Consider the following 24,595-nt stretch of genomic DNA (forward strand, 5'->3'; position numbering starts at 1 on the left):
GGGTTAGTTCCCTGCATTAGATGCCTCCCGTTGGCTGATTTTTTCTTGCAACGCTTTAAACTTCATCGTACGGGATAAATTCTCGATTTCCATTAATCGTAAATATGCTTTTCCGCGTGGTCTGTGCTTGTCGGCTGCTAGTTCATGTTCAAAAAATATTGCGTCAGTTCTCTGTCTGAAATATTTAACGTTCGCATGAATGTATCGACCAGCTATAAATCTACCTTGGCGTAAGTAAGCTTTATTCAGCCCTGTTAACGTTGTTCCTTTCATCACTCAACACCTCGCTTAATTGCCCGCTTAGCTTCTCTGCGAATTGCTATTCCCATTCGTTCTAGCCAGTCTGCATATTTCAGCATTGCTTCGATTTCATTACCCATGCTTGGGAAATCATCTATACTCATGTCGACTTCAACTCTCCCGCACTCATCGGTTTTAACGGTTAAGTCTTGCTCGAGAATGGTGTCGCCGTTGTGGTGGGTTACTTTAAATTTCTTTAGCTTGAAATCATCCCCGAGCCTAAATAGCGTTAACTTCATCTTAGTTTGCTTGGTTTTCATCCTAGAATCCCCGCTTACTGAAATACTCAATTCGTTCAAGGTTTCGGTATGCCTTGCCTCTCGGGTAGCAATTGCGAATTTTACGAAGGAGATGTTTTTCCTCTGGCATCGCTATAACTTTCCGCTTGCTCCACATTAATCGACCTGCGTCTATGTAGTGAGGTGTTTGAAGCCAATTTCTATCCTTGTGAAATAATATGCTCATCTAGAAGTCCTTATGATTTGGTGTGTTACACGTCCGCGCCTTGGAATCGGCGCTGCTGAGGTTTGCTGCTTTGTAGGCAAGCGTTAGCGGCTTCCATCTGGTCCACATCCATAAAGTGACCATTCTTGAATCGCTGATATACGGTCCCTGTTTTACCGAATCGGTTTTTAGTCACGATAATTTCAGCATATGGGGCCGCTGGTGAGTTCTCGTTATAAACCTCATCACGGTAAAGCATAATGATAGAGTCAGCGTCTTGTTCAATGCTGCCTGAGTCGCGCAAGTCCCCATTGACGGGCCGTTTGTTTGGTCGCTTCTCAACATCTCGTGATAGTTGACTGAGTGAGATAACTGGCGTTAGTAACTCTTTAGCCATTCCCTTGAGGTTTGATGAAATATAACCAATAGCAAGGTCGTTGCGCTCTGCTTTCGGTTTTTCTATCAGGCCCAAGTAATCGACCAGAATTAATGCCAGTGATGGATATTGTTGCTTGTGGCGTTTTGCTATGGCCCTAATTTGGTCCACATCGAGTTTGCTTGCATCGACAACCCACACATCCAAATCTTGAACCCGACCGATACCATTTGAAACTCTGGCCCATCCTTCATCATTCATCTTTGCAGGGTTTCTCAGTGAGGAAACTGATAGGCCTGATGCCCCAGCAATTTGACGCTCCATGATTTGGCGTGAGCTCATTTCCATTGAGAAAATCAGAACGCCTTTTCTATGGCCCGTTTTTTTATCGAATTGTGAAGCCACGCCTTCGGTTACTCGTAATGCAAACTCGGTTTTCCCCATTGCAGGACGGGCCGCGACGATAACAAGATCCACTGCGTTGATACCACCAGTAATTTCATCAAGTTCAGGGATCCCCGTTTTCAGTGTGTCGGATTCATCGCCATTGGTTAGGCGTTGTTCTAACACTTCCGTAAAATCGGCTATTAAGTCCTTGGTGTGTACTGGTTTAATCTCATCGTTAGCGGCCCGTAATTCATTTGCCTTTTTGATGAGTTGGTCCATCGCTTCGGCAGCTGCGTCAATCGTGCCTGACTCGATAACGTGGCGGTGTTGGTCCATCAGGCTAATCATTTCACGTCGATTGTGGTTATCAGTCACCATCGTAGCGTAGCCTTTCAAGTTTGCTGCGCTTGGGCAGTCTTTAGCGGCTTGCATGATATCAGCGAAATGTTTGCCACCCATTGCCTCAGCAACCATCATTAAATCAATCATCCCACGGGTTTTGGCCTGCTTCTGAATGACTTTGTAGGTTTCACGGTAGAAATGGGATCCGAATGCTTCGGGCCTTAAAGTGGCGAGTACATCAGATGCGTTGAGTGTTAATCCGTCTTTCAGCAAGCCACCAATCACACTTGCTTCGATTTGGTTGTTGACCATTAGAATCCCCTGTCAGCAAATTTCCCTTCACGAACCCCTGTCAGGGTTGTGTCTCTCAGCAAATAATCAATGTCTGCGGTCCATCCTGTATTGTTTTCACCAAAATAAAATGGCTTAGCCATTCTCACAAAGGCTCGAACATAGGCCCGCCACCCATCAACATTTTGCGTTGCGAGGTTTTTGATTATTTTCCTGATACGAGTTTTACGTTTCTCGTTGGCTTCAACAGCGTGAGGTAATCTATCTCCAACTTCCTCATTGTAGGCATTGAGATATTCGTCGTAGTTAACTGGTTGAGATTTTCGCTTAGAAGGCTTAGTCAATTCTCCCCCTTTCACCTCTTGAGGGGTAAGGGGTGTATTACTTTCTTTCTTTTCTTTTGAAAGAGTTTCTTTTGTGTTTAGCTGACTTGGCTTATCCTCGTTAGCTACTTTAGCTAATCTTTTATTAGCTGACTTAGCTAATGTTTCGCTAACTTGGCTAATATCAAATTTCCACTCATTGAACGCCTTATTAATTCCTATTTGATTACCAGATGAAATAACAATATTCATAGCTATCATTTCATTTTTGGCCTTGCATACATGAGTGTGATGAATGCCTGTCATTGATGCTATTTGAGTATTTGTGATGCGGTCCAGTTTTTTACTAAACCCATACGTTTTTCTAACTATTGCCAGAAATACTTTTAGTTGCCTAGCTGTCAAATCAGACGACATAGCAGCCTCAAGAAGGTCATTAGCAATTCTGGTATAGCCATCTTCAAGGTTTGCCACTTTCGGCCTCTCTTGCTGTCGTTGGTTGCCAAAATCAGCGTATGCAACGTTACTCATGCCGCTTCCCTCCCGTAACTTCCTGACGATGCTCAAGCCGTAGTTTTGCATCTTCCAATGCTGACCTGAGCGCCTTGGCTCCCTGCTCAGTGACCGAGCGATTAGCCCGATCACGCATGACGTTTTTATGCACAGCGCTGTAATTAAATTTAGTTTTCATGTATAATTACCTCGTCACATCGTTTTGATTAATGCGCCTCGATTGCTCCAACAATCTGGGCGTTTTCTTTTGTTCTCATCAAAGAAAGCTCGCCGATCTGCTTCCACAAAAAGCGATATTCTTCCTCAGATATTTTTCTCTCACCTTCCAGCACAAAATCTTTAATCCCAGAAGCTGCCAGCGTTTCGCATAGCTCAGGAAATTTGTCAGTTCTGCGTAGAATGGTTGAGTCATGGACACCTAATGTTTTGGCCACTACAGACTGAGATTTAGCTCTCAATGCTTGTAATGCCGTAGCGATTAGGTGATTTGATACGAATTGATTGAAGTTTTTGCGTGTTGTTGCGTAGTCCATTTGTTAAATTCCTTTTGACGTAGTTAGTCCGTTGCTCACGATCCTGTGAGTTAAGTTTTGAAGTGCGCGTTTTTCAGCGCAGAGGTGTTAAAGAGCGAAATTTCTATGCAGCAAGTAGCTTTTGCTGGCTTAGTGTGAGCAAGTCGCTTGCCTTGTACTTGCCGTTTGATATGGATTGAATGATTTCTGCGTAATTTGTTTTTCCAAAAAACTCAGTCTTTGGAAGAAAACCATTAGCAATCCATTTATAAACAGCTCGTTCACTTACGCCGCATGCCTTTGCAACTTCTGCAACGCCAATATCTTTAATTGGCTCCTGAATGTTTTGCATGTTGATATCCTTATTTGAACTTTCAGTACATATATTAGTTGAACTGACAGTTCCTTTCAACCTGTTTATTATTGAACTCATGGTACAAATGAATAATGTGCGTGAAAAATTCGCCAGTCGGTTAGCACAAGCCGCAAAAGATGCTGGCTATAGCGAACATGGAAAGGCAACTGAAATTGCTGAAAAGCTAGGTTTAACACCTAAAGCTGTAAGCAAGTGGTTCAATGCTGAGTCCATCCCTCGTCAAGATGCGATGAATAAACTTGCAGAGTTACTGCGAGTGGAAGTTGTGTGGCTACAACATGGTGAATTGGCAGGATTTGATTCTAATGTGTCCAGTCCTAGAGCATATAGACCTGCACCTAAATACCCTGTAATTAGCTGGGTTCAAGCTGGATCATGGAACGAAGCGTGCGAGCCGTACACGCTAGACCAGATTGATGAATGGTATGAATCAGAGGCTCATGTGCAAGGTGCCGCATTCTGGTTGAGAGTTGAAGGCGACTCTATGACAGCAACCTCAGGTCAAAGTGTGCCAGAGGGTTCCCTAGTATTAGTTGATACAGGTAGAGAGCCAATAAATAACAGCTTAGTCATAGCTAAACTTACTGAATCCAATGAAGCCACTTTCAAAAAATTAGTTATTGATGGCGGTCAGAAATTCTTAAAGGGATTAAACCCTGCATGGCCCATAACACCAATCAATGGAAACTGTAAAATTATAGGTGTCGCTGTGCAGATGATGATGAAACTAGTCTAGTGGCCTGACGACACGTTTTAGGGTGTGAGTATATCGTACAACAAAATACATCTAAATAGCTTAAGGCCGCAGAAATGCGGTCTTTTTTTAATTAATACAATTGATATCCAATCTATTTTTACTGGGTTCATGTACAGCAATAGTTTTCAGATTGCCCAAATCAAAGATTCATTGAGATTAAGTCTTGCAAATCTTCCCGAGTCTGGTTAGAATTCGATCTGCATCAATAACTTAGAGAGATTAGCATGAATAACCAAGAATTAAGCGTTCAAGCATTTAAGGATTTCCTTGAATCGCTTATGTCGCTGAACATAATGAAGGAGGCTACTGCTCGGAACTTGAAAAACTCATCTGCTCGCCTCCTAACGGTAGTTAAAGAAGAAGAGATGGGGGATGTAACTAAGCTTGATTTAAATGTTCTAGCAGAACGCTACATCGAAATAACAGAGCCGAAACCTAACGATACCAGCATTAAAGCTTATAAAAGCCGTATGGAGAGCGCAATTAATAAATTCAAAGCTTTTCAGGCTAATGAGGATATTCCCTACAATCCTATTTCAAATCGCCAAGAAGAGGAAAAAGAATTGGCTAAAGAAGCACCTGAAGTAGAGCTTAAGAATGACCAACCTTCATCTTATTCTCTACCCGTAGTTATTCGCCCTGAATCTGGAACAACAGTTACTATAAGCGGGATTCCGACAGACCTTACAAGCGAAGAAGCCGAACGCATCTCCTCAATTCTGAAGGTTTACGTTCGGCCTCAATAAAAATTTGAGCATAATCCCTTGCCGGGGATGACGCTCAGATCGGAGATGTCAGGACCCCACGACCATACTTGCATAAGACACAAGTACAATAGTGGATCTCCGACATTAAATCAAGTCCTCAGGGAAGTGTCCGCCTGAGGTGAGATGTAAAAATGGAATTAAAAACTATTAGTACACCTGAATTACCTGCAGGATACCGTTGGTGTAAATGCAGATATAGAAAGACAAGAGCAAAGGCAGGAACACCTGATTCTGAGAGAAAAGTGTTAGATGCTCACGCCTATGGCTATAAGTGCTGGTCTTTTCCTGTCAGAACTAAAAAATAAATAACCCCCAGCCCTCCCCACGAGGGCTTTTTTGTGCCTGCAATTCCCCGCCAGTGTGATTTTCCTCGCAAGATAAATAATTTTTGAAAATAAATTCCGTTTAAATTCAATAAAATAATACTTTTAGTTCCATTTTCATCTCTATTTTGTACTTTTGGTTCTTTACTTTTATGAACTATTGGTTCAATATATAACTCATCGAAGGCAAGGAGCCATAGATAAACAGGATGTTCGCTCTTTAACAGAACGCGCTGAAAAAGCGCAAACCAAAGACAGTATGTTTTGGGATTGGTGAACGCTAAGGCTGATTAGCAATGGACACTTAACCCATGCGGTTAACTGGCACAACCAGACCGAAAGTAGGAGATAAGCACCTACCACCAATCACCAAAGCAAACTGAAAGGGGAAAACTATGTGTAACTTTCACGGCTACAACAACGCCAGATCACGCAGAATGGAGCGCAGAAAGGCGCTAAAGGAAGCATTCGAGCTAACCAAAAGCTTAAAAGCTGCAATACACGGCGAATCAGTAGAAGAAACAAAACGCCCTACCTTATCACTAACACGCAAACCAGTTAGCCGAGTTGAAAAAGCAATTTCAATTCGCAGCACTAAAGTTTATGACTCAGCAGATAATACCTGCTTGCCAAATTCTAGTATTTACTCAGCTAAATATCGTAAGACAGGAACGTTATTAGAGTCTGGTGAAGTGACAGCAAGAGCATAGACACACGCAAGCAACCACGGCTACGCAAGCCGATTATGAGTGATGGAAGTGTTACGGCACGTTAAATAGGAGATAGAAAATGAAATTTGAAGAGTTAACAAAAGAATCACAACAAGCAGCAATACAGGTTTTCTCTGAAATGTTGCTAATCAAATTTAAGTCGGAGTTAGCATTGCCAGATAATGCAGTTAAATATTTAGGCCACAGAGTTAGAGATGCATTTGTGGCCTTGGAGTCAGAAAGACCAGAGGTAGGCTCTGGCTCTGACTAAACTACCCCCTATCAAGCCCTTGCCAAGAACGCTCTAATGATTTTGTCACTAGAACTGCGGGGCTTGAATTTACTTCTTTAGCTACGATGTATGCCAAATCTCTAACATCATCAGTAGTTTTAGTATCAGATGAGTAATTATATTCAGCATTAGGTAGGTTATAAAGCTTGCCACCATCAGAAGAAATATATTTGGAAAATTTCTTTAATACCATTTTTTTATACAATTCCTCGTAATCCGATGAGTTGGCATCTCTTAACTCAATCCTTACCGTAAAGTTTGCCATATAACAAATCCTTATTTTGACTGTGGAATAATCAATATATCAATTTTCCTTGACTGTGGAAAGGAAGGAAACCACCTCGCCTGACGTGGTTAAAAGCAGGCACAGTTAACTAATTACAGTCCATCAAGGTGGGCTGTGGTGAGTTGATTAATAGATAGGAGATAGAGATGTCGGACAAAGTAAATGTTCAGATAACATGCAGGCAGTTGGTCGTATATTGCAAGAATGTGGAAATGAGCATTGAAGATTTTAATAAGTATGACCAGTTGATTAATGCTGATATGACAAACAGTGAAATCGACTCTCAGCTAGCAGATATAGCCTACAAATACGGTTTTTCATGTAGTGATGATAACTATCTTGATTCTAACGAACCTGAAGAAATTGAGTTTCAAAAGATAGATTAATTTAGTTAATAACGGAGGGAGTATGACAGATAAACAGAATTTACCGTGGCAACTGGAAGAGTTACGCGACAAGTTCGCAATGGCTGCACTGAATGGGTGCTTATCTCATAGTGATACGAGTAACGTAGCTTTTAGTTCAGTTAAAGAAGCTGCTGATTATTATGCAAAGCTTGCTTATGTATATGCAGATGCAATGTTAAAGGCTAGGGGGTGATATGGAGTTTAAGCACGCACCAGCGCCTTGGATGGCGACAAAAAGAGAGTTTTTCATAGAGTTATATGATGACAACGGAAGCTATGTTGGATTGACTAACTCTACAGCCAACGCCCATCTAATCGCAGCAGCACCAGAGTTATTAGAGGCTTTGCAACGGCTGCTAAAATATCATGATGACTTTTACGGCATCGAACCAGACGAAGACCATGACCATCCATTATCAGTAGCTAAAGCAGTAATCGCAAAAGCCATCGGTCAGCAGTAACTCACTACTTAATCATTCATATCGCTATTAATAGTGAGGAATACGCACATAAGGAATATAGGAAATGGCAAATGAATTAGTCGCAATTGACCAAGCAACGGCGCTGGATTTATTCACAACACCAGAAAAAGTAAATCAGATGCTAGCTCACATTAAAACACTCGCTGAGGAAGAACGAAAAGAACTCGACGGTGATTTATCTGTGGTTAAAAACCGCAAGGCATTCGCGTCACTGGCATACAAAGTTACTCAAACAAAAACAGCGATTGATAAGGCTGGCAAGCTGGTTGTTGATGACCTGAAAGAGTTACCTAAGAAAGTAGATGCTGCACGTAAATTATTCCGTGATGAACTTGACTCGCTGAGTAATAACATTCGCCAACCAGTAACTGATTGGGAAATTGCTGACGAAGCAAGAAAGGCAGCTGAAGAGTTAGCTAGAAAAATGCCTGAAATGCATGGAGAAGCTTTGCAAATGAACGAACTTCATGACCTTAAAATCGAAAAAGCAAAACGCGAACAGTTTGAGCGCGACGAAGAGCTAAAGCGACAGGCAGCAGAGCAAGCAAGATTAGCAGCCGAACAAAAAGCACAGCAAGAAATCGAAGCGGCAGCACGGCGCGAACGTGAAGCAAAAGAAGCCGCCGAACGCGCTGAGCGTGAAAAGCAGGAAGCCATTCAACGCGCAGAGCGCGAGAAACAATTAGCTATCGAAGCTGAGCGCAAGAAAGCTCTTGAGGCAGAACAGGCGCGATTAGCAGAAGAAGAACGTAAGCGTCAGGAAGATGCTAAACGTCAAGAAGATAAAGAGCATCGCCGAGTGTTTAACCAAGAAGCATTGAAAGCATTAGTCAGTAGCGGATTTGATGAAAAACTAGCGACTGAATTTATTAAGCTAGTTGCAAGTAACCAAATCCCCCACATGACAATGAATTACTAATACCCACCGCACCAACACCAGAACCTAAATAACAATCGCTATCAATCGATAAGTGAGGGATTTCTTATGCCAAAAATTAACGAATTAAAACGTCAGGAACTCAGCTATCGACTGAATAGCGAGAGCTTCAAGGATGAAGTTAAAAACAAAATTAAGTGGGATTGGATAGCTGTTGTTGTCGCTCTACTTGCCTTCATAACACTGATACCGAGGTGGATATGACGTTGCACATAAATACAAAAGGTTATTACCCGTCAATAACGTTTGATAAAGACTTCAGGTTATCAATTGAAAACCATGAAGTGCAAAAAATAGAGGGAGATACGGACGTTCTCTTTACTGCAATGGAAGCACCGATTGAGGAGATAGTGGATTTCCTCTTAAAGCACGAATGGACTGATGCGCTTATGGAGGAGTACATCACCAGAGGGAAAGGAAGCCTAATATTTTCGGCAGTGGCCAAGTTAAGTAAGGACGCAGCATGAAACAGATTTTAGATATGTGCTGTGGCAGTCGCATGTTTTGGTTTGACAGGCAAGACAACAGAGTAATTTACAGTGATATAAGGGTAGAAGAACACATTCTATGTGATGGCAGGAAGCTAAACATAACACCAGATATTATCGCTGATTTTAAAAACCTACCCTTCCCTGATAACTCATTCCATCAAGTTGTATTCGACCCACCTCACTTAATTCGCGCTGGGCACAATGGTTGGATGTTTAAAAAGTACGGGCGATTAAATAAAGAATCGTGGAAAGAGGATTTAGCGAAAGGATTTAGTGAAGCATTTCGAGTGCTGCGGACAAACGGAACACTGGCTTTCAAGTGGAACGAAACCCAAATTCCAACAAAGCAAGTATTAGCCCTTACTGACTATAAACCAACGATAGTTCAGCGCGTCGGCAAGAACGACAAAACTCACTGGATATTATTCATTAAGGACGCAGCATGAGAATTTCAGAGTATGAAAATTTCGTCACTATTCCAGACCGTGAGCACATAGCAAATCAGGATGATGAGCTAACTAATGAAATGGCTCAGCGGTTTTATGATGCCCTTCCCTCATCGGTCATACGGAAAATGACCACTCAAGAATCAGATGAGGCATGGAACGCTTTTTTTGAGGCTGCAAAAAGCGAAAGGAGGATGTTTTGAGCACATCAATAATAGAGTTTGTAAAACAGCAAGAGCAATTATTTTGCAGTGCAGTTACAGACCAATCAATAACATGGGCTAAGGAAAGTCAATTCGCCATTCAGGCATTTCAGAGAAATAACGAACTAGCATCTGTAGCCATGAGTAATCCATCAAGCGCGCAGAATGCAATTATCAATGTCGCAGCTATTGGAATCACATTAAATCCAGCAAGTAAACTGGCTTATCTAGTGCCAAGGAAAGGCGTTGTTTGTTTGGATATCAGTTACATGGGACTTTTACATCTGGCCCAAGCAACGAAAGCAATTGAATGGGGGCAATGCAAGCTAGTTCATGAAAATGATACTTACGAATCTAACGGATTAGATACGCCGCCAACACATAAATACAACGCATTCGGCGATAGAGGCGCGATTGTTGGTGGTTATTGCACTGTAAAGACGGCCAGTGGTGATTATCTCACTGAAGAAATGAGCTTAGCTGAAATAAAAACTGTGCAAGCTGCGAGCAAATCAGCTAATGGGCCATGGAAAACTTGGTGGGATGAAATGGCGCGTAAAACAATAGTTAAGCGCGCTAGTAAATACTGGCCTCGTAGAGAACGACTAGACCAAGCCATTGACTACGTTAACACCGAAGCTGGCGAAGGTATCGACTTTAAAAGCGAACAATCACAGCCTCGTGATGTAACGCCAGCCAGCGAGCAACAGATGGACGATATCACCGCATTGATGATGAAAGTAGATGGCGAATGGAGCGATACGTTTATGGAATTCATCAGCAAGAAATTCAATCGTCCAATTACCCACCCTGAGCAAATAACTGTGTTTGAAGCGAACGTAATCATCGACATGCTAAGGAAAAAGGCTGAAGGAAAATGATTAGCAATGACATCATTCTAAGCAAAACAGGCATCGATTTAACCAAAGTAGAGCAAGGAAGCGAAGAGTGGTTGTCAATCAGGTTAGGTGTTGTGACTGCCTCTGAGGCATGGAAAGTCATCTCCAAACCAAGGTCAGGTACTAAATGGTCAGACACAAAGAAAACATATTTAAACACCCTTATTGGTGAAGTTTGCACGGGAGTTTACAAGGAAATATCAGCAAGGACGCTTGAATGGGGTAAAACCTACGAATTAGAAGCAAGGATGACATTCGAGTTTTATACCGGGTTAACGGCAAAGGAAGTGCCAATAATATTCAAAGACGAGCAATTACGGATAGCTTGCTCACCAGACGGCATTTGCAGTGATGGCTCAGGATTAGAGCTTAAATGCCCGAATAACACGGACGTATTTATCGACTTAGCATTGAACGGAATAGATGCAATGAAAAAGGAATATGTGGCTCAAGTTCAATATTCCATGTGGGTTACAGGTAAGGACATCTGGCACTTTGCAAATTTTGACCCGCGAATGCCAGCAGGGAAAGAAATCGCATATTTCCCTGTCGAGCGAGACGAAAACATGATGAAAGAATTCGACGAATTAGTGCCCGAGTTCATTGAAGTAATGGATCAGGGTTTAAATAAATTAGGTATTCAATTTGGCAATCAGTGGGGTAAGCCATGCTAAACGAAGTAAATATTATTGGTCATCTTGGTAACGACCCTGAAATTCGATACCAACCTAGCGGTGATGCTATCGCAACTATGTCTATCGGATGCTCTGAGCGTTGGAAAGACAAAAAAACGGGCGAGCAAAAAGAAAAAACTGAATGGATACGTGTTGTTGTGTTCGGAAAACTAGCCGAGAACGTTGGTGAGTATCTTAAAAAAGGCTCTCTAGTTTTTGTAAAAGGAAAATTCAGAACTAGAAAATGGCAAGACCAATCAGGACAAGATAGGTATTCAACTGAGGTAACTGTAGGAATGGACGGTATTGTGAAGTTTCTAGACAAGAAACCTCAATCACAGTCTACGCAACAACAGGGTGGATGGGGACAGCCACAGCAACCGGCCCAACAAAATAATGAGCCTCCGATGGACTTCCCAGATGATATCCCATTCGCTCCTATCGGACTCCCCTACCCACGCCACGCTATTTATGTGATTTAACCAAAGGATATATTTGCAAGGATGCAAACAGGAGATAGATATGAAAAATAAAACTCAGCATGTATGTGATTACCAAGGCTATGACTTTGGCGCTCATTATCTTGATAGTCAGTGTATTGATGGCTATTTGTGGGATATGGACGCTTGTGACGGTAGCGGTAATTTATACGAACCAATGGAAACTATTCCATGCCCAAAATGTAACTCAGATGCATGGTTAGAAAATTACCGTTGGCTGTTTATCAATGATGGCGCTAATCATGGCTGTACAGGTTTGCCATTCAATAAAATTGGACGCCTGTATATTAACGAAGAAATTAGAGCCAAGCCCGGGGCAGTTAAGAAAATATACCGCTGGCTGAAGCGTGGCTATTACTACGGATTAAAGAGCCGTCACTAAATCGCAGGGATGCAATGAAGAGGAATGAATATGAAAGAGCGAGGGGTGATTCTCAATGCTGAAATGGTGCGCGCTGTCCTTGATGGTCGTAAAACCCAAATTCGTCACATAGTTAAAGGTGCAACAAACAAACATATTTTCCATGGATGGGTAGTATCAAGCATACACTCAAAAGATGAAGGTAGAGCTTGTTGGTCTAATAACGCTCTGTCTATGCGTGGAAACCCCATTCGATTGCATTGTCCACTTGGTAAAATTGGCGATCGCCTTTGGGTTCGTGAAACATTTTGTATTGTACATGACGAACAGTTTGGCGAAGAAAATTGGATTGATTACAGGGCAACACCTAAGTACTCAGACAAAAAACCCGCTGGATGGGATGTTGAACCAAATGATCCCGAAGCATTGAATTGGGCGCCATCAACACATATGCCGCGCTGGGCTTCACGTATAACGTTAGAAATTACTGATATTCGAGTGGAGCATCTGCAAGATATAAGTGATCAGGATGTATTAGCCGAGGGGGTTATCACTGGTCGTTATGGAAATGATGGTAATTGGCGGGAAGGATTTTATCTGCCAAACAGCAATCAACCACATCAAACAGCAAAAGCAGCATTCTGCGCCTTATGGCAATCAATGTATGGCGTAGATAGTTTTTATAAAAATCCGTGGGTGTGGGTCATTGAGTTTAAAAAGGTGGAGTGATGGATAAATCAAGGCAGCAATTTGAAGAGTGGCGCAGTAAGAATAAATCATCAACGATAAATTTATTCGATGTATGGCAAGCATCACGCGAGAGTTTGGAGGTTGAATTGCCCGAGCCATTTATTGCAAATGAAACTTGGTGCTATGACGAAGATTTAGTTAATCAGGCATTAATAAGCAACGGAGTGAAAATAAAAAATGAATAATGAAATATTAGAATATGCAAAAGAATTAAAAAAACGTAGTGAGTCATTAATTAAAGCTGAACTTGAGAATGAGGAGTTTACTTTTAGGTTGAATGATTGGGATAAATTAATTCACCCTAAAATGTTAATTCAATTATGTAATGAGATTGAGCGAATTAACAACTTACAGCCTGTTGTTTATGCATCAGAAAAAGATATTTCAGATTTAAAAATATTCACTTATTTGTTTGCTGAGAGGCAAAGTTCAGAATCAGTTAATATACCACTCTACCGCCTAGATAAATAACCATGCAAATAATCGGATATGTATTACTCATACTAATGCAGGGTTCTGCTGTGCCTGTATCTGAGCAAATATACACACAGCAAGAATGCGAGAGCCGAGCTATGCAGATAATGCAGGTGCGGGATGTTGAGATTAAATGTGGTGAGGTGTGGAATGAAAATTAAATTATTAAATGATGGCGGTTATAGCGGTCATGAAGGATTCGCTTTTACTAAAAAGTTCCCCATTACCGCTAATCTATTGAGAATAGATGGAGGGATAAGTGATGGCCTTGCATACGTATCTGGTGAGGAGATGATTAACATTGGATGCGTATGTGATCGCGAAGAGGTTTTTAATTCGCCATTTTCTTTTTATATAGGTTACGAGTGCGAGATTATCAATGAATAAATACACCAAACTCTCTGACTTCGAGATTAATAAAAAGGTATTCATCCTTAACTGCAAAGATGACTGTATTCAGTATAAAGATATCAAGCAGCGAACTGGAAGTTTAAAGTTATTTAAGCGCCAACTAAAAGCCAATATTAAATATGATAATGAAGAAACATGGGAAGAAACAGAATGGATTGATTTCTTTGGTCAAGCTATGGCAATGAGCCTAGTAGAGACAAATAAAATTGCCATTAGCTATGTAGATGAAATTTGGCAATGTGGCTCTGGTTGGAATGTGGCAGAAGATAAAAAATTAACTCGTGCGATATGCCTAGCATATTTATTAATGAAGGATGCGGAGAATAGCAATGGAAATTAAATTAGGTAAATATGTAATAACATCTGACAAGTATCAATTCATTCTTAATGAAATTAAAACGATAAAAGAAGGTGAAAACGCAGGCAAAGAAACAATGGTTACTGTTAGTTATCATCCAAGAATGGAAATGCTAATAAAAAAACTGTTTATGCTTGAAGTTAAATCTGATGACATTAAATCGCTGCAAGATATGAATGACAAAATAAACCAACTCAGAACTAGCCTATCAAGTCAAATATCGGAATTAATTAAATAGCATAGGTGGCCTATGACACCACAGGAGCATGAAAACGGATTGCGAGCAGTGGCAAGGAAATACCTCAAAGAACTGAAGAAATACGACAAAGTAACCAACGAAATATCAACCAAAACTCTACTCAAACACCTTCCAGAATTCACTAAATATTTACCACCCGATAAGAAATTAAAGTACACACCTAACATGTGGCTCAATCACTACGTCATGACGATAGATAAGGAGATTAATAGTGGATGACTCTCTTTATACAATAAAAGAATACGCATCGATGATCCGACTGTCATCTTCAACGATATACCGCAACCCTGCAAGATATTACATGTTCAGGGTCGGTAGTTCATGGAGAGCAAACAAGGAAAGCCTGAAAAAGTTTGAACAGGCGCAGTTTAACGACAATAATGTCTATCGGCTGGCTGTAGTCGGTAGTGGGAGAAAAACATGCCGATCTACAAAAGAGGTAAAAAATACTGGGTTGACGTTGCAGCACCAAGCGGAGAAAGAATTCGCAAATCTGCTGGCACGGAGGACAAAGTCAAAGCCCAAGAATATCATGACAAACTGAAGCACGAACTCTGGCAGATGGAAAAGCTAGATAAAATGCCAGATAAGTCATTTGAAGAAATGATGTTACTAACAATGAAGGATGCTGAGGGGCAATCATGTTATGACACTAAGTTAGCATATGCAGAGTATTTTCAATCGATATTTAAAGGACGAAAAGTATCAACAATAACAAATGATGAGATAGCTGATTCCCTGCCAATTTTTAGCCCAATGACAAGGAAAAAGCTATCTAATGCAACAAAAAATAGATATCGCTCATTCATTATGCGTGCATTTTCACTAGCTCACAAGATGGGATGGCTGGTTCGGTCAACATACATCCCACGAATGAAAGAGCCTACTGTCAGGGTTCGATGGTTAGAGAAGTGGGAAGCCGAGCTACTCCTATCAAACATTAAAGTTAAGTGGATGCGGGATTTTGTTTCCATGGCGATTTTAACGGGCATGAGAAAGAGCGAAATATTATCGCTTAAGTGGAAAAGTGTTGATCTGGCTAGAAGAGTTGCTCACGTCACAGCGGATAATGCAAAGTCAGGGCGTGCCAGACCAGTGCCGCTAAATGATGTGGCCATTGAAATTCTAAATGGAATTGAAAAAGATGGTGACTATGTTTTTTCAAACGACGGAAAGCGAAGAAGTTGTCACTATCGTGAATGCTACTATCAAGCTTTAGCTGATTCTGGCATAACCGATTTCACTTTTCACGACCTCAGACATACATGGGCAAGTTGGCACGCACAAAGTGGAACTCCACTCATGGTACTTAAAGAAATGGGAGGATGGGAGACATTAGAAATGGTTCAGAAATATGCACACTTTAGCGGGCAACATTTAACCAAATATAGTGAGCATGTCACAATCTCGACACAGTCGAAGAATGAAGCCAGTCAAAAGCCACATCTAACACTTTTAACTGGCTGATGTACAACGATTAATTTCACACATCCAAAATTCCAAATCACTTCAACTTTAGATTATGAATCTGAGGCTGCGATCATGGCAAATATGCCTTTAATTTCTAAAGGGAGAACAGTCATCAGTATCGCCCATCGCTTAAACACAATTAAACATGCTGATAGAATTTGTGTGATCTGCCATGGGGAGGTTACTGAAATAGGTACACATACAGACTTACTTCAATCAAACGGGCTTTATGCCAACTTGTGGCAACAACAAACACAATAAGTGTTCAAAAAAGCACCACCCACATAGCAAGGGGTGCTTTTTTCTTAAAACCGCGCTTTTTTTCGCCAATCAAACCTATTCCCTCGCCTTGCAGCTATAGCACTAGGGGATTAGCTAGGGTATCATGGCGCGCTGAATTATTGGCACACCCTTTTAGCAGTTATAGACATGGCAAAAGAACAAACTGATCGTACTACTCTGGATTTGTTCGCTGAGGAACGAAGGCCTGGGCGACCTAAGACAAGCCCACTATCACGGGATGAACAATTAAGGATCAACAAACGCAATCAATTAAAACGCGATAAAGTGAATGGATTGCGCCGAGTTGAACTTAAACTAAACGAAGAAGCTGTTGCTGTACTGAATCAGTTAGCTGAAGAAAAAAATATAAGCCGTAGTGAATTAATAGAAGAAATTTTGATGTCACAACTTCAACAAGTTGATGAGACAATACTCAAGTAACGCTATCTTAGTAAATCACACAAATTTGACAGACTTATAAAAGTTTTTTCGCCAGAATAAGGCATAAAATTCTATTTATTTTCGTTCTAAATGAGTTCTAGAAGTTGAGACACTCCTTCTTTCTCTCTTAGAAAAACAAGAGGTTAATCAGTTTATGGCAGTCATCGGTATTTTCTTCGGAAGTGATACAGGTAACACAGAAAATATTGCCAAAATGATCCAAGAAAGATTAGGCAAAGACGTAGCAGAAGTTCATGACATTGCAAAGTGCAGCAAAGAAGACATTGAAGCTTTTGACATTCTACTTCTTGGTATTCCAACTTGGTACTACGGCGAAGCACAATGTGATTGGGATGACTTTTTCCCAACATTAGAAGAAATTGATTTTGAAGGTAAACTCGTCGCTCTCTTTGGCTGTGGAGACCAAGAAGACTATGCAGAATACTTCTGTGATGCGATGGGGACTATTCGCGATATCATCGAACCAAGAGGTGCGGTGATTGTTGGGCACTGGCCAACCGAAGGCTACCACTTCGAAGTTTCAAAAGGTATGGCAGATGACAACCACTTTATCGGATTAGCGATTGATGAAGATCGCCAACCGGAGTTAACAGATGAACGAGTGGATGCATGGGTCAAACAAATCTCTGAAGAGATGTCATTAGCTGAAATTCTTGGCTAGTCGATTAAAAACAAGTGTTACGCTTAGGCCGAATTCCTTTCCGCTCAAAATGCACCATCGCGGAACGTCATTCGGTCTAAAATAATCGATTAAATATCCTAATTGGATAGACTTATAAGAGATTATCAAAATAATGAGACAATGCATGGTTTCTATTTTTATTTTCCATGCCTATAATTGTAAATCAGTTTAGAAGACAACTGGATTTATGTTAAAAATGTCTCATTATTGTTAAATTTATGATTTAAGATACAGGACAAACCCGCATGACAGACAACAATAAAGCATTGAAAAATGCTGGACTCAAAGTCACTCTTCCAAGACTTAAGATTTTGGAAGTACTTCAGGAGCCTGAGTGCCACCACGTCAGTGCGGAAGATCTCTATAAAAAGCTGATTGATATGGGCGAAGAGATCGGGCTAGCGACTGTATACCGTGTATTGAACCAGTTTGATGATGCAGGTATCGTTACGCGCCATAATTTCGAGGGTGGAAAATCCGTATTCGAATTAACTCAGCAGCATCACCATGACCACTTAATTTGCTTAGATTGTGGTAAAGTGATTGAGTTTACTGATGAATCGATTGAAACTCGCCAAAAAAATATCGCCGCACGTCACGGTATTAAGCTGTCTAACCACAGTTTGTACTTATATGGCCACTGCGCTGATGGTGATTGCCGCGATAACGCTGACGCACACGAAGCAAAAGAGTAATAAATTAATCACCATCATATTTTGATGGTGACCCATTCTTCAAAAGCCTGATAACCACCATTATCGGGCTTTTTTATTGTATCCATCCACCGATAAATTAAGCATTCTCAGTGAGAATATCCATAATTTCTTTCATTTACTTTATATTTATCACTAAAATATGTCGTTAAGGTGAAATATTGAAGTGTTCTATAATAAGTTGCAATTCACTTCAAATCCTTTATATTGTTTGACGGATGAACACACCTTCTCTATTTGAGAATATTTACAATGATATCATAGTGATGCATAACGTTATCTAAAATATACCTTGCATCTTTTTTTCATATCACTGTCATATAGTTTATCTAATTAACGTCTAAAATAAGTTCAGTATATTGCTATATAGTTTTACTTTTTTTAATTTAATAAACAATTTAAGTGTAATAAAAAAGTTAAATTACAACTATATGATGTAATTTGTATATTTTTAGCTAGACTTATTTGGATTGTTCTCGTACTTCGTAAGAGATTAACTGATGAAAAAAACATATCTTTTTATTAATACTAGTTTTTTCTTCTGGTTTCTTACTTTAATAGGATGGTTTTTTCGTCATACAGCCATCACCTTATTTTCATTTGTATTATCAATTCTGTTCTTGATCTTATACTTCAATCAAAAAAAGGTAAGTAAAATGTTCACCAAAAGACAAAACAAACAAACCCCTGAAGAAACCCCTACCATTCGTGAACCTGAAATTACTTCTAAGATAGAAGAACACGTTACGATATCAACGCCAACCCTTAGTGAAGAAAAATCGAATACGATAATTTCGAGGGATGTGATGTTTGAAGGTAATATTACCTCTAATGAGCAGGTCCACATTTATGGCAAAGTCGTTGGTAACATTACAGGAAAAGATAATACCGTTAAAGTTATGCTAAATGGCCAAGTGACGGGTAATATTATTTGTAAAGAGTTGATTATTAATGGTCGAGTTGAAGGTGAATGCACCTCTGAATCCATTAGCATTGAAAATAACGGCGAAGTCCATGGAACGATTCACTACAGCAGTTTATCGATTAAAAAAGGTGGCATCCTTTCTGGACAAGCTAAAGTCAAAAATAGTGTTACTCATACAGATAAAGTCACGCAATTAAAAGATAAAGTAAAACATGATGCACCTATCATCAATAATGAAGGTGATAAAGGAATTGCTTCGTTATAAAAATTTGTTTTTCTGCACTAGGATAATGACTAAATAATAAAAATAAGGTGAATGTAATCCACCTTATTTTTAATTTTCAAACTCGCAATATAAGTATATTTTCTTATTTTATTAGGCCATTTGAAACTACGTATATATGCTATGTGTGTTTTAGTCGGTTACCATCATATTTATTTCAATGGTAACCACTATTTATTTAATTCATTAAAAAACCGTAAATGGCATCATCACCATAAACTTAATATCTTTTTCATCTTGGAAGATATTTCCATAACCACCACCATAGCTAGGAATATCGGTATGGTTATCATATTTGGTAAAGTGTAATTTAAAGAGCGTATCTTTTGCTCGGCCAGTTTGAACGGTATATAGAATATCAAAGTTCCATGCACTTTCTTTTAAACGCACATCTTGGGCATATTGGGTATTTGTGCTTGGCTTTGCATCCCAACCATAAATATAGGATGTACCCACTTTCCAGCCTGCGAGATCCCAATTTTTAAGGTCGTACATCACACCTGCATATAATGCTTTTTCATTGTTGGCGTTCCAGTCTGAACGACCATCCCACCAAATATCCATACGCCCATTGGATGTCGCCCAGCCCGGCGTCATACGTTGCAAGAAGTAGCCTTGATTACCTTCCGCTTTAACATAGGTTCCCTCAACTTTAAAATCAAACTGTTCATAGGTATAGCCTAATGTCATCGCTTGCAACCATGCTAAGCCATCATAAACGTCATTGACACCGCCATCAGAAACTTTATCTTTAGAACCATAAAATTGATATGAGAGACGCAAATCGCGTTCAGCAACAGGCACAGCATACGAAATTTTAGCAAAATACTGATCCATATAGTCTTTTGCTTGACCATAAGCCCCTTCTAGCACTAAGTTATTTTTAAAATCATATTTAAACCCAATGGAATGCAAATAGCTGATCCCAGTTTTGCCATCGGCTTCACGGAAATCATACATTGAGCGATACCATGGTGCTTTATAACGGTCTGTCCACATATAGGACATGCTTAACTCACCATTTTGCTCAAAATCAAATACACCACCGACTTCCAAACCACGATAAGTCCCCGGCATGTAACTCCAGTGTGAAGCTAATAACGTTTGTCCCGTAGGCTGAATATAGCCCCCTCTCCCCCAGAAAGGACCATATTTTAGTTTCGCCGCCGCTTTATAAAACGTTACACCACTACGGTCGCCAGTCCATTTTTCATCCCAACGTGATTTGGCGTCACTAAAACCAATTTCATTGGGTGCAGCAGGGCCACTGTTTGATAATTCAATAGCGGTAAAACCCGCTAAATCCAAACCGATAACATCTTGAAAATAGCCAGATGAAAAGTCTAGGCTGGCATTGAATGTTGAGTGTTTAAGATTATCTGCATACTTTTTATATTTATCGCTATTTGGGTCTAAATCCTTACGAGAACGATCCCTTTGCCAGTAATAAAGTCCACCTGTGAGTTTTGAATCTTCAAGGAATTGTTCTGCGTGAGTCATTGGCTGATACGCGATAGGCAGCATCGCGATGGCGATTTTTAAGACGAGCAACTTCCTGCCAGTATTGACATGTTTATTAACCATTCTTGTATTCCTCTAATATTTTTTATGTTTTATTTTTTCGGCCGAAATACGATTTAACTTTCCATTTAAATCTAAATATTCACAATAACTTATGTTATTTGTGATGTGATTAGCCTATTTTTTGCGACGCGAATTATCAACACAGATACTGGCTTTGTTGCCAAAATATGATCGACGACACATTAATTTTAATTAACCGTCATTATCACACATGATGTTTTTTCACAGGGTGAGATTCAACCAATTGATTTAATAAAGAAATAAAAGAGGCCTTACGATTCATTTGAATTAGATTAAAACAAATAAATTGCTAATTAGTGATTTAAATTTTCCAATAATGCCGTAATTTTGCGTAGCCTATCACCACATTGACATTAAATATTGAGTTTGCCCCAAAAATTCGCCTCAATTTTACGAACATGCTTCAATTTACTGAAAAATATTTTCATTTCTTGTTTATGGTGAATTACCATAAAATTAACGGGAGACAGAAAACTGCCTCCCGCTACATTAACGACTAAAACACATTCAGTTTAATATTTCTCAAACATTGCCTGAATTTTCTGCGGATCTTTCGTTTCAGTTAACGCTAACTGTAATAACACGCGAGCTTTTTGCGGATTTAATCTTTCCGATGCCACAAAACCATATAAATTATCATCAACCTCGGCATTACGAGTGGTATAGCCTGTTGGAACGCGACTTGCACGTACCACAACCACATCCTCTTTTGCTGCCTTCGCTAATACATCAAATACCGTTTTATACATGTTGCCGTTACCAACTCCCGCACTGACAATCCCCTCTACGCCTTCCTCTCTCAATGCTTTAACAGGAGCAGCGGATGCATTGGCATAGTTATAAACGATACCCACCGCGGGTAATTTCTCTAACTTACTCACATCGAATGCAGCTTTGTCACCACGTGGCTGAGGGGCTTGGAAATAGGTCACTTTGCCATCGTGAATAAAGCCCTCAGCACCTGCGTTAACCGCATCAAATGCCTGTACTTCTGTTGTGCTCATTTTCATCACATTACGGCCTTGAACCACTTTATCGTTCATCGCCATGAGTACGCCACGGTCACCTGCTGATTTATCCGTTGCAAGTACCACTGCGTTATACAAATTTAGCGGGCCATCCGCGCCCAGTGCAGTTGATGGGCGCATCGCCCCGACTAACACAATAGGTTTCTTACAATAGGTTGTTAAATCAAGGAAAAAGGCCGTTTCTTCTAGCGTATCTGTTCCGTGAGTGATCACAAATCCGTCAGTTTTATCGCAGTCCTGATTTATTTTTTTCGCCAACGTCAACCAAACTTGGTCATTCATATCTTGCGAGCCGATATTCACCAACTGCTCACCACTTAAATTGGCGATTTTCTTGGTTTCTGGCACTGCATTAATTAACGCATCAATACCCACTTTACCCGCTTGATAGCTAGAAGACGTTGCTGAATCCCCGCCCCCAGCAATGGTTCCCCCCGTTGCCAATACCGTAATATTCGGCTGAGCGATAGCAGATACGGCAAACAGTGAAACCAGTGTCGCGAGCAGCGCTTTATTTCTGTTTTTCATCCTATTTTCCTTTCATTAATAAACTTCAGTTATTATGTGGAATTATGCTGAATTTATTGTGATCTATATAATTATTTTAGGATAAATAATGAGTTTTAAGATGATTTATCTATGAATGAATAAAAAGCGTGAGGTTGAGACAAAAATCCGTATGATAGCCCGTTTGACACACTCTATTCACAAGTGACTGACAATGAGCCAAACATTTATCCCCGGCAAAGACGCCGCTCTTGAAGACTCCATTGATGCATTCCAAACCAAATTACAAAAATTGGGGTTTGATATTGAAGAAGCGTCATGGTTAAACCCTGTACCAAACGTTTGGTCAGTACATATTCGCGATAAAGAGTGCCCTCTTTGTTTTACCAATGGTAAAGGTGCGAGCAAGAAAGCCGCGTTAGCCTCTGCCCTTGGAGAGTATTTCGAACGTTTATCGACTAACTACTTCTTTGCTGATTTCTACTTGGGTAAATCCATCTCTGAAGGTGACTTTGTCCACTATCCAAATGAAAAATGGTTCCCACTCACAGAAGATGACAGCCTGCCTGAAGGCTTGTTAGACAGTCGTTTGATTAAGTTCTATGACCCTGATGAGGCATTGGCTGCAAGCCAGCTCATTGACCTGCAATCCGGCAATGAAGAACGCGGCATTTGTGCCCTGCCATTTACACGCCAGTCTGATGACAAAACCGTCTATATTCCTATGAATATTGTTGGGAACTTATACGTTTCTAACGGTATGTCCGCAGGTAACACCGCAAACGAAGCGCGTGTACAAGGGCTTTCTGAAGTATTTGAACGCTTTGTGAAAAACAAAATTATCGCGGAAAGCATCAGCTTACCGGCGATCCCAGCAGATGTGATGGCGCGTTACCCAAGCGTAGTGGAAGCGATTGATACCCTTGAAAAAGAAGGCTTCCCAATTTTCTGCTACGACGCGTCATTAGGTGGAAAATACCCTGTCATTTGCGTGGTGCTATTTAATCCGCAAAATGGCACTTGCTTCGCGTCATTCGGCGCACACCCTGACTTTGGTGTTGCCCTTGAGCGTACCGTCACTGAATTATTGCAAGGGCGCGGCTTAAAAGACTTAGACGTCTTTAATGCACCGACTTTTGATGATGAAGAAGTCGCTGAACACACTAACCTTGAAACTCACTTTATTGATTCAAGCGGTTTAATCAGCTGGGATCTGTTCAAAGATGATGCGGATTATGAATTTGCTGATTGGAGCTTCAAAGGCACGACACAGGAAGAATTTACAACGCTTATCCGTATTTTCAATACCTTAGATGCCGAAGTTTACATCGCGGATTATAACCATTTAGGCGTGTACGCATGTCGCATTTTAGTACCGGGCATGTCAGATATCTACCCTGTTGAAGATTTGCATATTGCGAACAACGCAATGGGCGCCTACTTGCGTGATACCATCATCGGTTTACCGGATAGCCAATGGGAAAAACAAGACTACCTTGCCCTGATTGAGCAATTGGACGATGACGGTTTAGACGATTTTACCCGTGTACGTGAGCTGCTTGGCTTAGCTGTTGGCAAAGACAATGGTTGGAGCAACCTGCGCATCGGCGAGCTAAAATCGATGTTAGCCCTTGCAGGTGGTGACCTCGAGCAAGCCCTTGCATGGGTTGAGTGGACGCAAGACTTTAACAGTTCAGTGTTCACCCCTGAACGTGCAAATTACTACCGCTGCTTGCAAACATTGCTGCTATTATCGCAAGAAGAAGAAAGAAACCCTGCGCAATACTACAATGCGTTTGTCCGTATGTATGGGCAAGAAGCTGTCGATGCAGCTTCCGCCGCTGTTGCGGGTGAGTCTTGCTTCTATGGTCTGTGGTCAATCGATGACGAGCTAAAAGCGCTACCGGCTCACCAAGCGCTGCTTGCAGCTTATGAGAAACTGCAAAAAGCCAAACGTGCTAACGGGTAATTGAGCCCATATGTTGAC

General features: G+C 40.7%; 38 protein-coding genes and 1 pseudogene. 29 read left to right on the forward strand and 10 right to left on the reverse strand.

The annotated features are described in order from the left end of the window. Positions 1-3: 3 nt before the first annotated feature. The 7 genes from AC4IFO_RS06685 to AC4IFO_RS06715 all read right to left on the reverse strand — a co-directional run bounded on the left by AC4IFO_RS06685 (position 4) and on the right by AC4IFO_RS06715 (position 3,840). Positions 4-273 (reverse strand): hypothetical protein, encoded by a 270-nt coding sequence (locus AC4IFO_RS06685; RefSeq protein WP_490732908.1) that lies wholly within the window; start codon positions 271-273, stop codon positions 4-6. Further along, positions 273-539 (reverse strand): hypothetical protein, encoded by a 267-nt coding sequence (locus AC4IFO_RS06690; protein ID WP_490732910.1) that lies wholly within the window; start codon positions 537-539, stop codon positions 273-275. The genes AC4IFO_RS06685 and AC4IFO_RS06690 overlap by 1 nt, the downstream gene beginning before the upstream one ends. Positions 540-790: 251 nt before the next feature. Beyond that, positions 791-2,161, reverse strand: coding sequence for a replicative DNA helicase (locus tag AC4IFO_RS06695; protein WP_490732912.1), 1,371 nt, complete (start codon positions 2,159-2,161; stop codon positions 791-793). Next, the gene (locus AC4IFO_RS06700) at positions 2,161-2,994 is read right to left on the reverse strand and encodes a replication protein (protein WP_490732914.1); all 834 of its coding nucleotides are present in this window, start codon (positions 2,992-2,994) and stop codon (positions 2,161-2,163) included. The genes AC4IFO_RS06695 and AC4IFO_RS06700 overlap by 1 nt, the downstream gene beginning before the upstream one ends. Then, entirely contained in the window at positions 2,987-3,154 is a 168-nt protein-coding gene (locus AC4IFO_RS06705) for a hypothetical protein (RefSeq protein WP_272675934.1), read from the reverse strand. Before AC4IFO_RS06705 ends, AC4IFO_RS06700 begins: the two co-directional genes overlap by 8 nt. Positions 3,155-3,182: 28 nt before the next feature. Then, the gene (locus AC4IFO_RS06710; RefSeq protein ID WP_273804161.1) at positions 3,183-3,509 is read right to left on the reverse strand and encodes a hypothetical protein; all 327 of its coding nucleotides are present in this window, start codon (positions 3,507-3,509) and stop codon (positions 3,183-3,185) included. A gap of 103 nt (positions 3,510-3,612) precedes the next feature. Beyond that, entirely contained in the window at positions 3,613-3,840 is a 228-nt protein-coding gene (locus AC4IFO_RS06715; RefSeq protein ID WP_006659494.1) for a helix-turn-helix transcriptional regulator, read from the reverse strand. Positions 3,841-3,919: 79 nt separating this feature from the next. On the opposite strand from AC4IFO_RS06715, the gene AC4IFO_RS06720 reads away from it, so the two are divergent. From AC4IFO_RS06720 to AC4IFO_RS06735, 4 genes are all read left to right on the forward strand, one after another. Further along, entirely contained in the window at positions 3,920-4,600 is a 681-nt protein-coding gene (locus AC4IFO_RS06720; protein WP_404462980.1) for a LexA family protein, read from the forward strand. A gap of 245 nt (positions 4,601-4,845) precedes the next feature. Beyond that, positions 4,846-5,367 (forward strand): hypothetical protein, encoded by a 522-nt coding sequence (locus AC4IFO_RS06725; protein WP_308568195.1) that lies wholly within the window; start codon positions 4,846-4,848, stop codon positions 5,365-5,367. 739 nt (positions 5,368-6,106) lie between these two features. Next, on the forward strand, positions 6,107-6,421 hold the full coding sequence (locus AC4IFO_RS06730) for a transcriptional antitermination N peptide (protein WP_490732918.1): 315 nt from the start codon (positions 6,107-6,109) through the stop codon (positions 6,419-6,421). A gap of 79 nt (positions 6,422-6,500) precedes the next feature. Further along, positions 6,501-6,692, forward strand: coding sequence for a hypothetical protein (locus AC4IFO_RS06735; protein ID WP_490732920.1), 192 nt, complete (start codon positions 6,501-6,503; stop codon positions 6,690-6,692). 1 nt (position 6,693) lies between these two features. On the opposite strand, the gene AC4IFO_RS06740 is transcribed toward AC4IFO_RS06735, so the two are convergent. Next, entirely contained in the window at positions 6,694-6,978 is a 285-nt protein-coding gene (locus AC4IFO_RS06740) for a type V toxin-antitoxin system endoribonuclease antitoxin GhoS (protein WP_490732922.1), read from the reverse strand. 233 nt (positions 6,979-7,211) lie between these two features. Between AC4IFO_RS06740 and AC4IFO_RS06745 the strand changes: the two genes are divergently transcribed. The 24 genes and pseudogenes from AC4IFO_RS06745 to AC4IFO_RS06860 all read left to right on the forward strand — a co-directional run bounded on the left by AC4IFO_RS06745 (position 7,212) and on the right by AC4IFO_RS06860 (position 19,450). Then, positions 7,212-7,385, forward strand: coding sequence for a hypothetical protein (locus AC4IFO_RS06745; protein ID WP_207392891.1), 174 nt, complete (start codon positions 7,212-7,214; stop codon positions 7,383-7,385). A 22-nt stretch (positions 7,386-7,407) separates the two neighbouring features. Then, positions 7,408-7,599, forward strand: a complete 192-nt coding sequence (locus tag AC4IFO_RS06750; RefSeq protein WP_490732924.1) for a hypothetical protein — start codon at positions 7,408-7,410, stop codon at positions 7,597-7,599. Position 7,600: 1 nt separating this feature from the next. Next, positions 7,601-7,867: an XkdD/Y8K6 family phage-associated protein gene (locus AC4IFO_RS06755; protein ID WP_490732926.1), complete on the forward strand. Its 267-nt coding sequence runs from the start codon at positions 7,601-7,603 to the stop codon at positions 7,865-7,867. Between the two features lie 64 nt (positions 7,868-7,931). Continuing rightward, entirely contained in the window at positions 7,932-8,807 is an 876-nt protein-coding gene (locus tag AC4IFO_RS06760) for a cell envelope biogenesis protein TolA (protein WP_490732928.1), read from the forward strand. A gap of 218 nt (positions 8,808-9,025) precedes the next feature. After that, entirely contained in the window at positions 9,026-9,292 is a 267-nt protein-coding gene (locus AC4IFO_RS06765) for a hypothetical protein (protein ID WP_490732930.1), read from the forward strand. After that, positions 9,289-9,762, forward strand: coding sequence for a class I SAM-dependent methyltransferase (locus AC4IFO_RS06770; RefSeq protein WP_490732932.1), 474 nt, complete (start codon positions 9,289-9,291; stop codon positions 9,760-9,762). The genes AC4IFO_RS06765 and AC4IFO_RS06770 overlap by 4 nt, the downstream gene beginning before the upstream one ends. Continuing rightward, positions 9,759-9,965 carry a hypothetical protein gene (locus tag AC4IFO_RS06775; RefSeq protein WP_369514321.1) on the forward strand — a complete coding sequence of 69 codons (207 nt, stop codon included), beginning with the start codon at positions 9,759-9,761 and terminating at the stop codon, positions 9,963-9,965. Before AC4IFO_RS06770 ends, AC4IFO_RS06775 begins: the two co-directional genes overlap by 4 nt. Continuing rightward, on the forward strand, positions 9,962-10,846 hold the full coding sequence (locus AC4IFO_RS06780) for a recombinase RecT (protein ID WP_490732935.1): 885 nt from the start codon (positions 9,962-9,964) through the stop codon (positions 10,844-10,846). The genes AC4IFO_RS06775 and AC4IFO_RS06780 overlap by 4 nt, the downstream gene beginning before the upstream one ends. Next, positions 10,843-11,538, forward strand: a complete 696-nt coding sequence (locus AC4IFO_RS06785) for a lambda exonuclease family protein (RefSeq protein WP_490732937.1) — start codon at positions 10,843-10,845, stop codon at positions 11,536-11,538. Before AC4IFO_RS06780 ends, AC4IFO_RS06785 begins: the two co-directional genes overlap by 4 nt. After that, positions 11,532-12,020 carry a single-stranded DNA-binding protein gene (ssb, locus tag AC4IFO_RS06790; protein WP_490732939.1) on the forward strand — a complete coding sequence of 163 codons (489 nt, stop codon included), beginning with the start codon at positions 11,532-11,534 and terminating at the stop codon, positions 12,018-12,020. The genes AC4IFO_RS06785 and ssb overlap by 7 nt, the downstream gene beginning before the upstream one ends. A gap of 40 nt (positions 12,021-12,060) precedes the next feature. After that, positions 12,061-12,420, forward strand: coding sequence for a hypothetical protein (locus AC4IFO_RS06795; RefSeq protein ID WP_490732941.1), 360 nt, complete (start codon positions 12,061-12,063; stop codon positions 12,418-12,420). 30 nt (positions 12,421-12,450) lie between these two features. Beyond that, complete coding sequence (locus tag AC4IFO_RS06800) at positions 12,451-13,128, forward strand: hypothetical protein (protein ID WP_490732943.1); 678 nt, start codon at positions 12,451-12,453, stop codon at positions 13,126-13,128. Beyond that, positions 13,128-13,334, forward strand: a complete 207-nt coding sequence (locus AC4IFO_RS06805; RefSeq protein ID WP_490732945.1) for a phiTE_015 family protein — start codon at positions 13,128-13,130, stop codon at positions 13,332-13,334. Before AC4IFO_RS06800 ends, AC4IFO_RS06805 begins: the two co-directional genes overlap by 1 nt. Next, positions 13,327-13,620 carry a hypothetical protein gene (locus tag AC4IFO_RS06810; RefSeq protein ID WP_490732947.1) on the forward strand — a complete coding sequence of 98 codons (294 nt, stop codon included), beginning with the start codon at positions 13,327-13,329 and terminating at the stop codon, positions 13,618-13,620. The genes AC4IFO_RS06805 and AC4IFO_RS06810 overlap by 8 nt, the downstream gene beginning before the upstream one ends. Positions 13,621-13,773: 153 nt before the next feature. Next, positions 13,774-14,010, forward strand: coding sequence for a hypothetical protein (locus AC4IFO_RS06815; RefSeq protein ID WP_490732949.1), 237 nt, complete (start codon positions 13,774-13,776; stop codon positions 14,008-14,010). Beyond that, entirely contained in the window at positions 14,003-14,374 is a 372-nt protein-coding gene (locus tag AC4IFO_RS06820) for a hypothetical protein (protein ID WP_490732951.1), read from the forward strand. Before AC4IFO_RS06815 ends, AC4IFO_RS06820 begins: the two co-directional genes overlap by 8 nt. Continuing rightward, positions 14,364-14,630, forward strand: coding sequence for a DUF5405 family protein (locus AC4IFO_RS06825; RefSeq protein ID WP_490732953.1), 267 nt, complete (start codon positions 14,364-14,366; stop codon positions 14,628-14,630). Before AC4IFO_RS06820 ends, AC4IFO_RS06825 begins: the two co-directional genes overlap by 11 nt. A 12-nt stretch (positions 14,631-14,642) precedes the next feature. Beyond that, positions 14,643-14,870 (forward strand): hypothetical protein, encoded by a 228-nt coding sequence (locus AC4IFO_RS06830; protein WP_490732955.1) that lies wholly within the window; start codon positions 14,643-14,645, stop codon positions 14,868-14,870. A gap of 201 nt (positions 14,871-15,071) precedes the next feature. Beyond that, entirely contained in the window at positions 15,072-16,118 is a 1,047-nt protein-coding gene (locus AC4IFO_RS06835; protein ID WP_490732957.1) for a tyrosine-type recombinase/integrase, read from the forward strand. Positions 16,119-16,151: 33 nt separating this feature from the next. Further along, positions 16,152-16,382, forward strand: a pseudogene (locus AC4IFO_RS06840) (type I secretion system permease/ATPase); the annotation flags it as partial. 168 nt (positions 16,383-16,550) lie between these two features. After that, entirely contained in the window at positions 16,551-16,844 is a 294-nt protein-coding gene (gene ybfE / locus AC4IFO_RS06845; protein WP_490732959.1) for a LexA regulated protein, read from the forward strand. A 154-nt stretch (positions 16,845-16,998) separates the two neighbouring features. Then, entirely contained in the window at positions 16,999-17,526 is a 528-nt protein-coding gene (gene fldA, locus AC4IFO_RS06850; RefSeq protein WP_004256261.1) for a flavodoxin FldA, read from the forward strand. 266 nt (positions 17,527-17,792) lie between these two features. Then, positions 17,793-18,242: a ferric iron uptake transcriptional regulator gene (gene fur, locus AC4IFO_RS06855; RefSeq protein ID WP_004256285.1), complete on the forward strand. Its 450-nt coding sequence runs from the start codon at positions 17,793-17,795 to the stop codon at positions 18,240-18,242. A gap of 674 nt (positions 18,243-18,916) precedes the next feature. Next, a complete protein-coding gene (locus tag AC4IFO_RS06860) occupies positions 18,917-19,450 on the forward strand; it encodes a bactofilin family protein (RefSeq protein ID WP_490732961.1) in 534 nt (177 codons plus the stop codon). Between the two features lie 204 nt (positions 19,451-19,654). On the opposite strand, the gene chiP is transcribed toward AC4IFO_RS06860, so the two are convergent. After that, positions 19,655-21,052, reverse strand: a complete 1,398-nt coding sequence (gene chiP, locus AC4IFO_RS06865) for a chitoporin ChiP (protein ID WP_490732963.1) — start codon at positions 21,050-21,052, stop codon at positions 19,655-19,657. A gap of 533 nt (positions 21,053-21,585) precedes the next feature. Next, positions 21,586-22,629: an L-asparaginase 2 gene (gene ansB / locus AC4IFO_RS06870; protein WP_490732965.1), complete on the reverse strand. Its 1,044-nt coding sequence runs from the start codon at positions 22,627-22,629 to the stop codon at positions 21,586-21,588. A 193-nt stretch (positions 22,630-22,822) separates the two neighbouring features. Here ansB and ycaO point away from each other — a divergent pair, with 193 nt between their 5' ends. Then, positions 22,823-24,577, forward strand: coding sequence for a 30S ribosomal protein S12 methylthiotransferase accessory factor YcaO (ycaO, locus tag AC4IFO_RS06875; RefSeq protein WP_490732967.1), 1,755 nt, complete (start codon positions 22,823-22,825; stop codon positions 24,575-24,577). Positions 24,578-24,595: the final 18 nt, after the last annotated feature.

The organism is Providencia sp. UF-224 (assembly GCF_058245955.1).

What these genes read in the sequence shown, in the direction of transcription:
- AC4IFO_RS06685 (WP_490732908.1), bottom strand. Translation starts at nt 273, where the DNA reads ATGAAAGGAACAACGTTAACAGGGCTGAATAAAGCTTACTTACGCCAA.
- AC4IFO_RS06690 (WP_490732910.1), bottom strand. Translation starts at nt 539, where the DNA reads ATGAAGTTAACGCTATTTAGGCTCGGGGATGATTTCAAGCTAAAGAAA.
- AC4IFO_RS06695 (WP_490732912.1), bottom strand. Translation starts at nt 2,161, where the DNA reads ATGGTCAACAACCAAATCGAAGCAAGTGTGATTGGTGGCTTGCTGAAA.
- AC4IFO_RS06700 (WP_490732914.1), bottom strand. Translation starts at nt 2,994, where the DNA reads ATGAGTAACGTTGCATACGCTGATTTTGGCAACCAACGACAGCAAGAG.
- AC4IFO_RS06705 (WP_272675934.1), bottom strand. Translation starts at nt 3,154, where the DNA reads ATGAAAACTAAATTTAATTACAGCGCTGTGCATAAAAACGTCATGCGT.
- AC4IFO_RS06710 (WP_273804161.1), bottom strand. Translation starts at nt 3,509, where the DNA reads ATGGACTACGCAACAACACGCAAAAACTTCAATCAATTCGTATCAAAT.
- AC4IFO_RS06715 (WP_006659494.1), bottom strand. Translation starts at nt 3,840, where the DNA reads ATGCAAAACATTCAGGAGCCAATTAAAGATATTGGCGTTGCAGAAGTT.
- AC4IFO_RS06720 (WP_404462980.1), top strand. Translation starts at nt 3,920, where the DNA reads ATGGTACAAATGAATAATGTGCGTGAAAAATTCGCCAGTCGGTTAGCA.
- AC4IFO_RS06725 (WP_308568195.1), top strand. Translation starts at nt 4,846, where the DNA reads ATGAATAACCAAGAATTAAGCGTTCAAGCATTTAAGGATTTCCTTGAA.
- AC4IFO_RS06730 (WP_490732918.1), top strand. Translation starts at nt 6,107, where the DNA reads ATGTGTAACTTTCACGGCTACAACAACGCCAGATCACGCAGAATGGAG.
- AC4IFO_RS06735 (WP_490732920.1), top strand. Translation starts at nt 6,501, where the DNA reads ATGAAATTTGAAGAGTTAACAAAAGAATCACAACAAGCAGCAATACAG.
- AC4IFO_RS06740 (WP_490732922.1), bottom strand. Translation starts at nt 6,978, where the DNA reads ATGGCAAACTTTACGGTAAGGATTGAGTTAAGAGATGCCAACTCATCG.
- AC4IFO_RS06745 (WP_207392891.1), top strand. Translation starts at nt 7,212, where the DNA reads ATGAGCATTGAAGATTTTAATAAGTATGACCAGTTGATTAATGCTGAT.
- AC4IFO_RS06750 (WP_490732924.1), top strand. Translation starts at nt 7,408, where the DNA reads ATGACAGATAAACAGAATTTACCGTGGCAACTGGAAGAGTTACGCGAC.
- AC4IFO_RS06755 (WP_490732926.1), top strand. Translation starts at nt 7,601, where the DNA reads ATGGAGTTTAAGCACGCACCAGCGCCTTGGATGGCGACAAAAAGAGAG.
- AC4IFO_RS06760 (WP_490732928.1), top strand. Translation starts at nt 7,932, where the DNA reads ATGGCAAATGAATTAGTCGCAATTGACCAAGCAACGGCGCTGGATTTA.
- AC4IFO_RS06765 (WP_490732930.1), top strand. Translation starts at nt 9,026, where the DNA reads ATGACGTTGCACATAAATACAAAAGGTTATTACCCGTCAATAACGTTT.
- AC4IFO_RS06770 (WP_490732932.1), top strand. Translation starts at nt 9,289, where the DNA reads ATGAAACAGATTTTAGATATGTGCTGTGGCAGTCGCATGTTTTGGTTT.
- AC4IFO_RS06775 (WP_369514321.1), top strand. Translation starts at nt 9,759, where the DNA reads ATGAGAATTTCAGAGTATGAAAATTTCGTCACTATTCCAGACCGTGAG.
- AC4IFO_RS06785 (WP_490732937.1), top strand. Translation starts at nt 10,843, where the DNA reads ATGATTAGCAATGACATCATTCTAAGCAAAACAGGCATCGATTTAACC.
- ssb (WP_490732939.1), top strand. Translation starts at nt 11,532, where the DNA reads ATGCTAAACGAAGTAAATATTATTGGTCATCTTGGTAACGACCCTGAA.
- AC4IFO_RS06795 (WP_490732941.1), top strand. Translation starts at nt 12,061, where the DNA reads ATGAAAAATAAAACTCAGCATGTATGTGATTACCAAGGCTATGACTTT.
- AC4IFO_RS06800 (WP_490732943.1), top strand. Translation starts at nt 12,451, where the DNA reads ATGAAAGAGCGAGGGGTGATTCTCAATGCTGAAATGGTGCGCGCTGTC.
- AC4IFO_RS06805 (WP_490732945.1), top strand. Translation starts at nt 13,128, where the DNA reads ATGGATAAATCAAGGCAGCAATTTGAAGAGTGGCGCAGTAAGAATAAA.
- AC4IFO_RS06810 (WP_490732947.1), top strand. Translation starts at nt 13,327, where the DNA reads ATGAATAATGAAATATTAGAATATGCAAAAGAATTAAAAAAACGTAGT.
- AC4IFO_RS06815 (WP_490732949.1), top strand. Translation starts at nt 13,774, where the DNA reads ATGAAAATTAAATTATTAAATGATGGCGGTTATAGCGGTCATGAAGGA.
- AC4IFO_RS06820 (WP_490732951.1), top strand. Translation starts at nt 14,003, where the DNA reads ATGAATAAATACACCAAACTCTCTGACTTCGAGATTAATAAAAAGGTA.
- AC4IFO_RS06825 (WP_490732953.1), top strand. Translation starts at nt 14,364, where the DNA reads ATGGAAATTAAATTAGGTAAATATGTAATAACATCTGACAAGTATCAA.
- AC4IFO_RS06830 (WP_490732955.1), top strand. Translation starts at nt 14,643, where the DNA reads ATGACACCACAGGAGCATGAAAACGGATTGCGAGCAGTGGCAAGGAAA.
- AC4IFO_RS06835 (WP_490732957.1), top strand. Translation starts at nt 15,072, where the DNA reads ATGCCGATCTACAAAAGAGGTAAAAAATACTGGGTTGACGTTGCAGCA.
- ybfE (WP_490732959.1), top strand. Translation starts at nt 16,551, where the DNA reads ATGGCAAAAGAACAAACTGATCGTACTACTCTGGATTTGTTCGCTGAG.
- fldA (WP_004256261.1), top strand. Translation starts at nt 16,999, where the DNA reads ATGGCAGTCATCGGTATTTTCTTCGGAAGTGATACAGGTAACACAGAA.
- fur (WP_004256285.1), top strand. Translation starts at nt 17,793, where the DNA reads ATGACAGACAACAATAAAGCATTGAAAAATGCTGGACTCAAAGTCACT.
- AC4IFO_RS06860 (WP_490732961.1), top strand. Translation starts at nt 18,917, where the DNA reads ATGTTCACCAAAAGACAAAACAAACAAACCCCTGAAGAAACCCCTACC.
- chiP (WP_490732963.1), bottom strand. Translation starts at nt 21,052, where the DNA reads ATGGTTAATAAACATGTCAATACTGGCAGGAAGTTGCTCGTCTTAAAA.
- ansB (WP_490732965.1), bottom strand. Translation starts at nt 22,629, where the DNA reads ATGAAAAACAGAAATAAAGCGCTGCTCGCGACACTGGTTTCACTGTTT.
- ycaO (WP_490732967.1), top strand. Translation starts at nt 22,823, where the DNA reads ATGAGCCAAACATTTATCCCCGGCAAAGACGCCGCTCTTGAAGACTCC.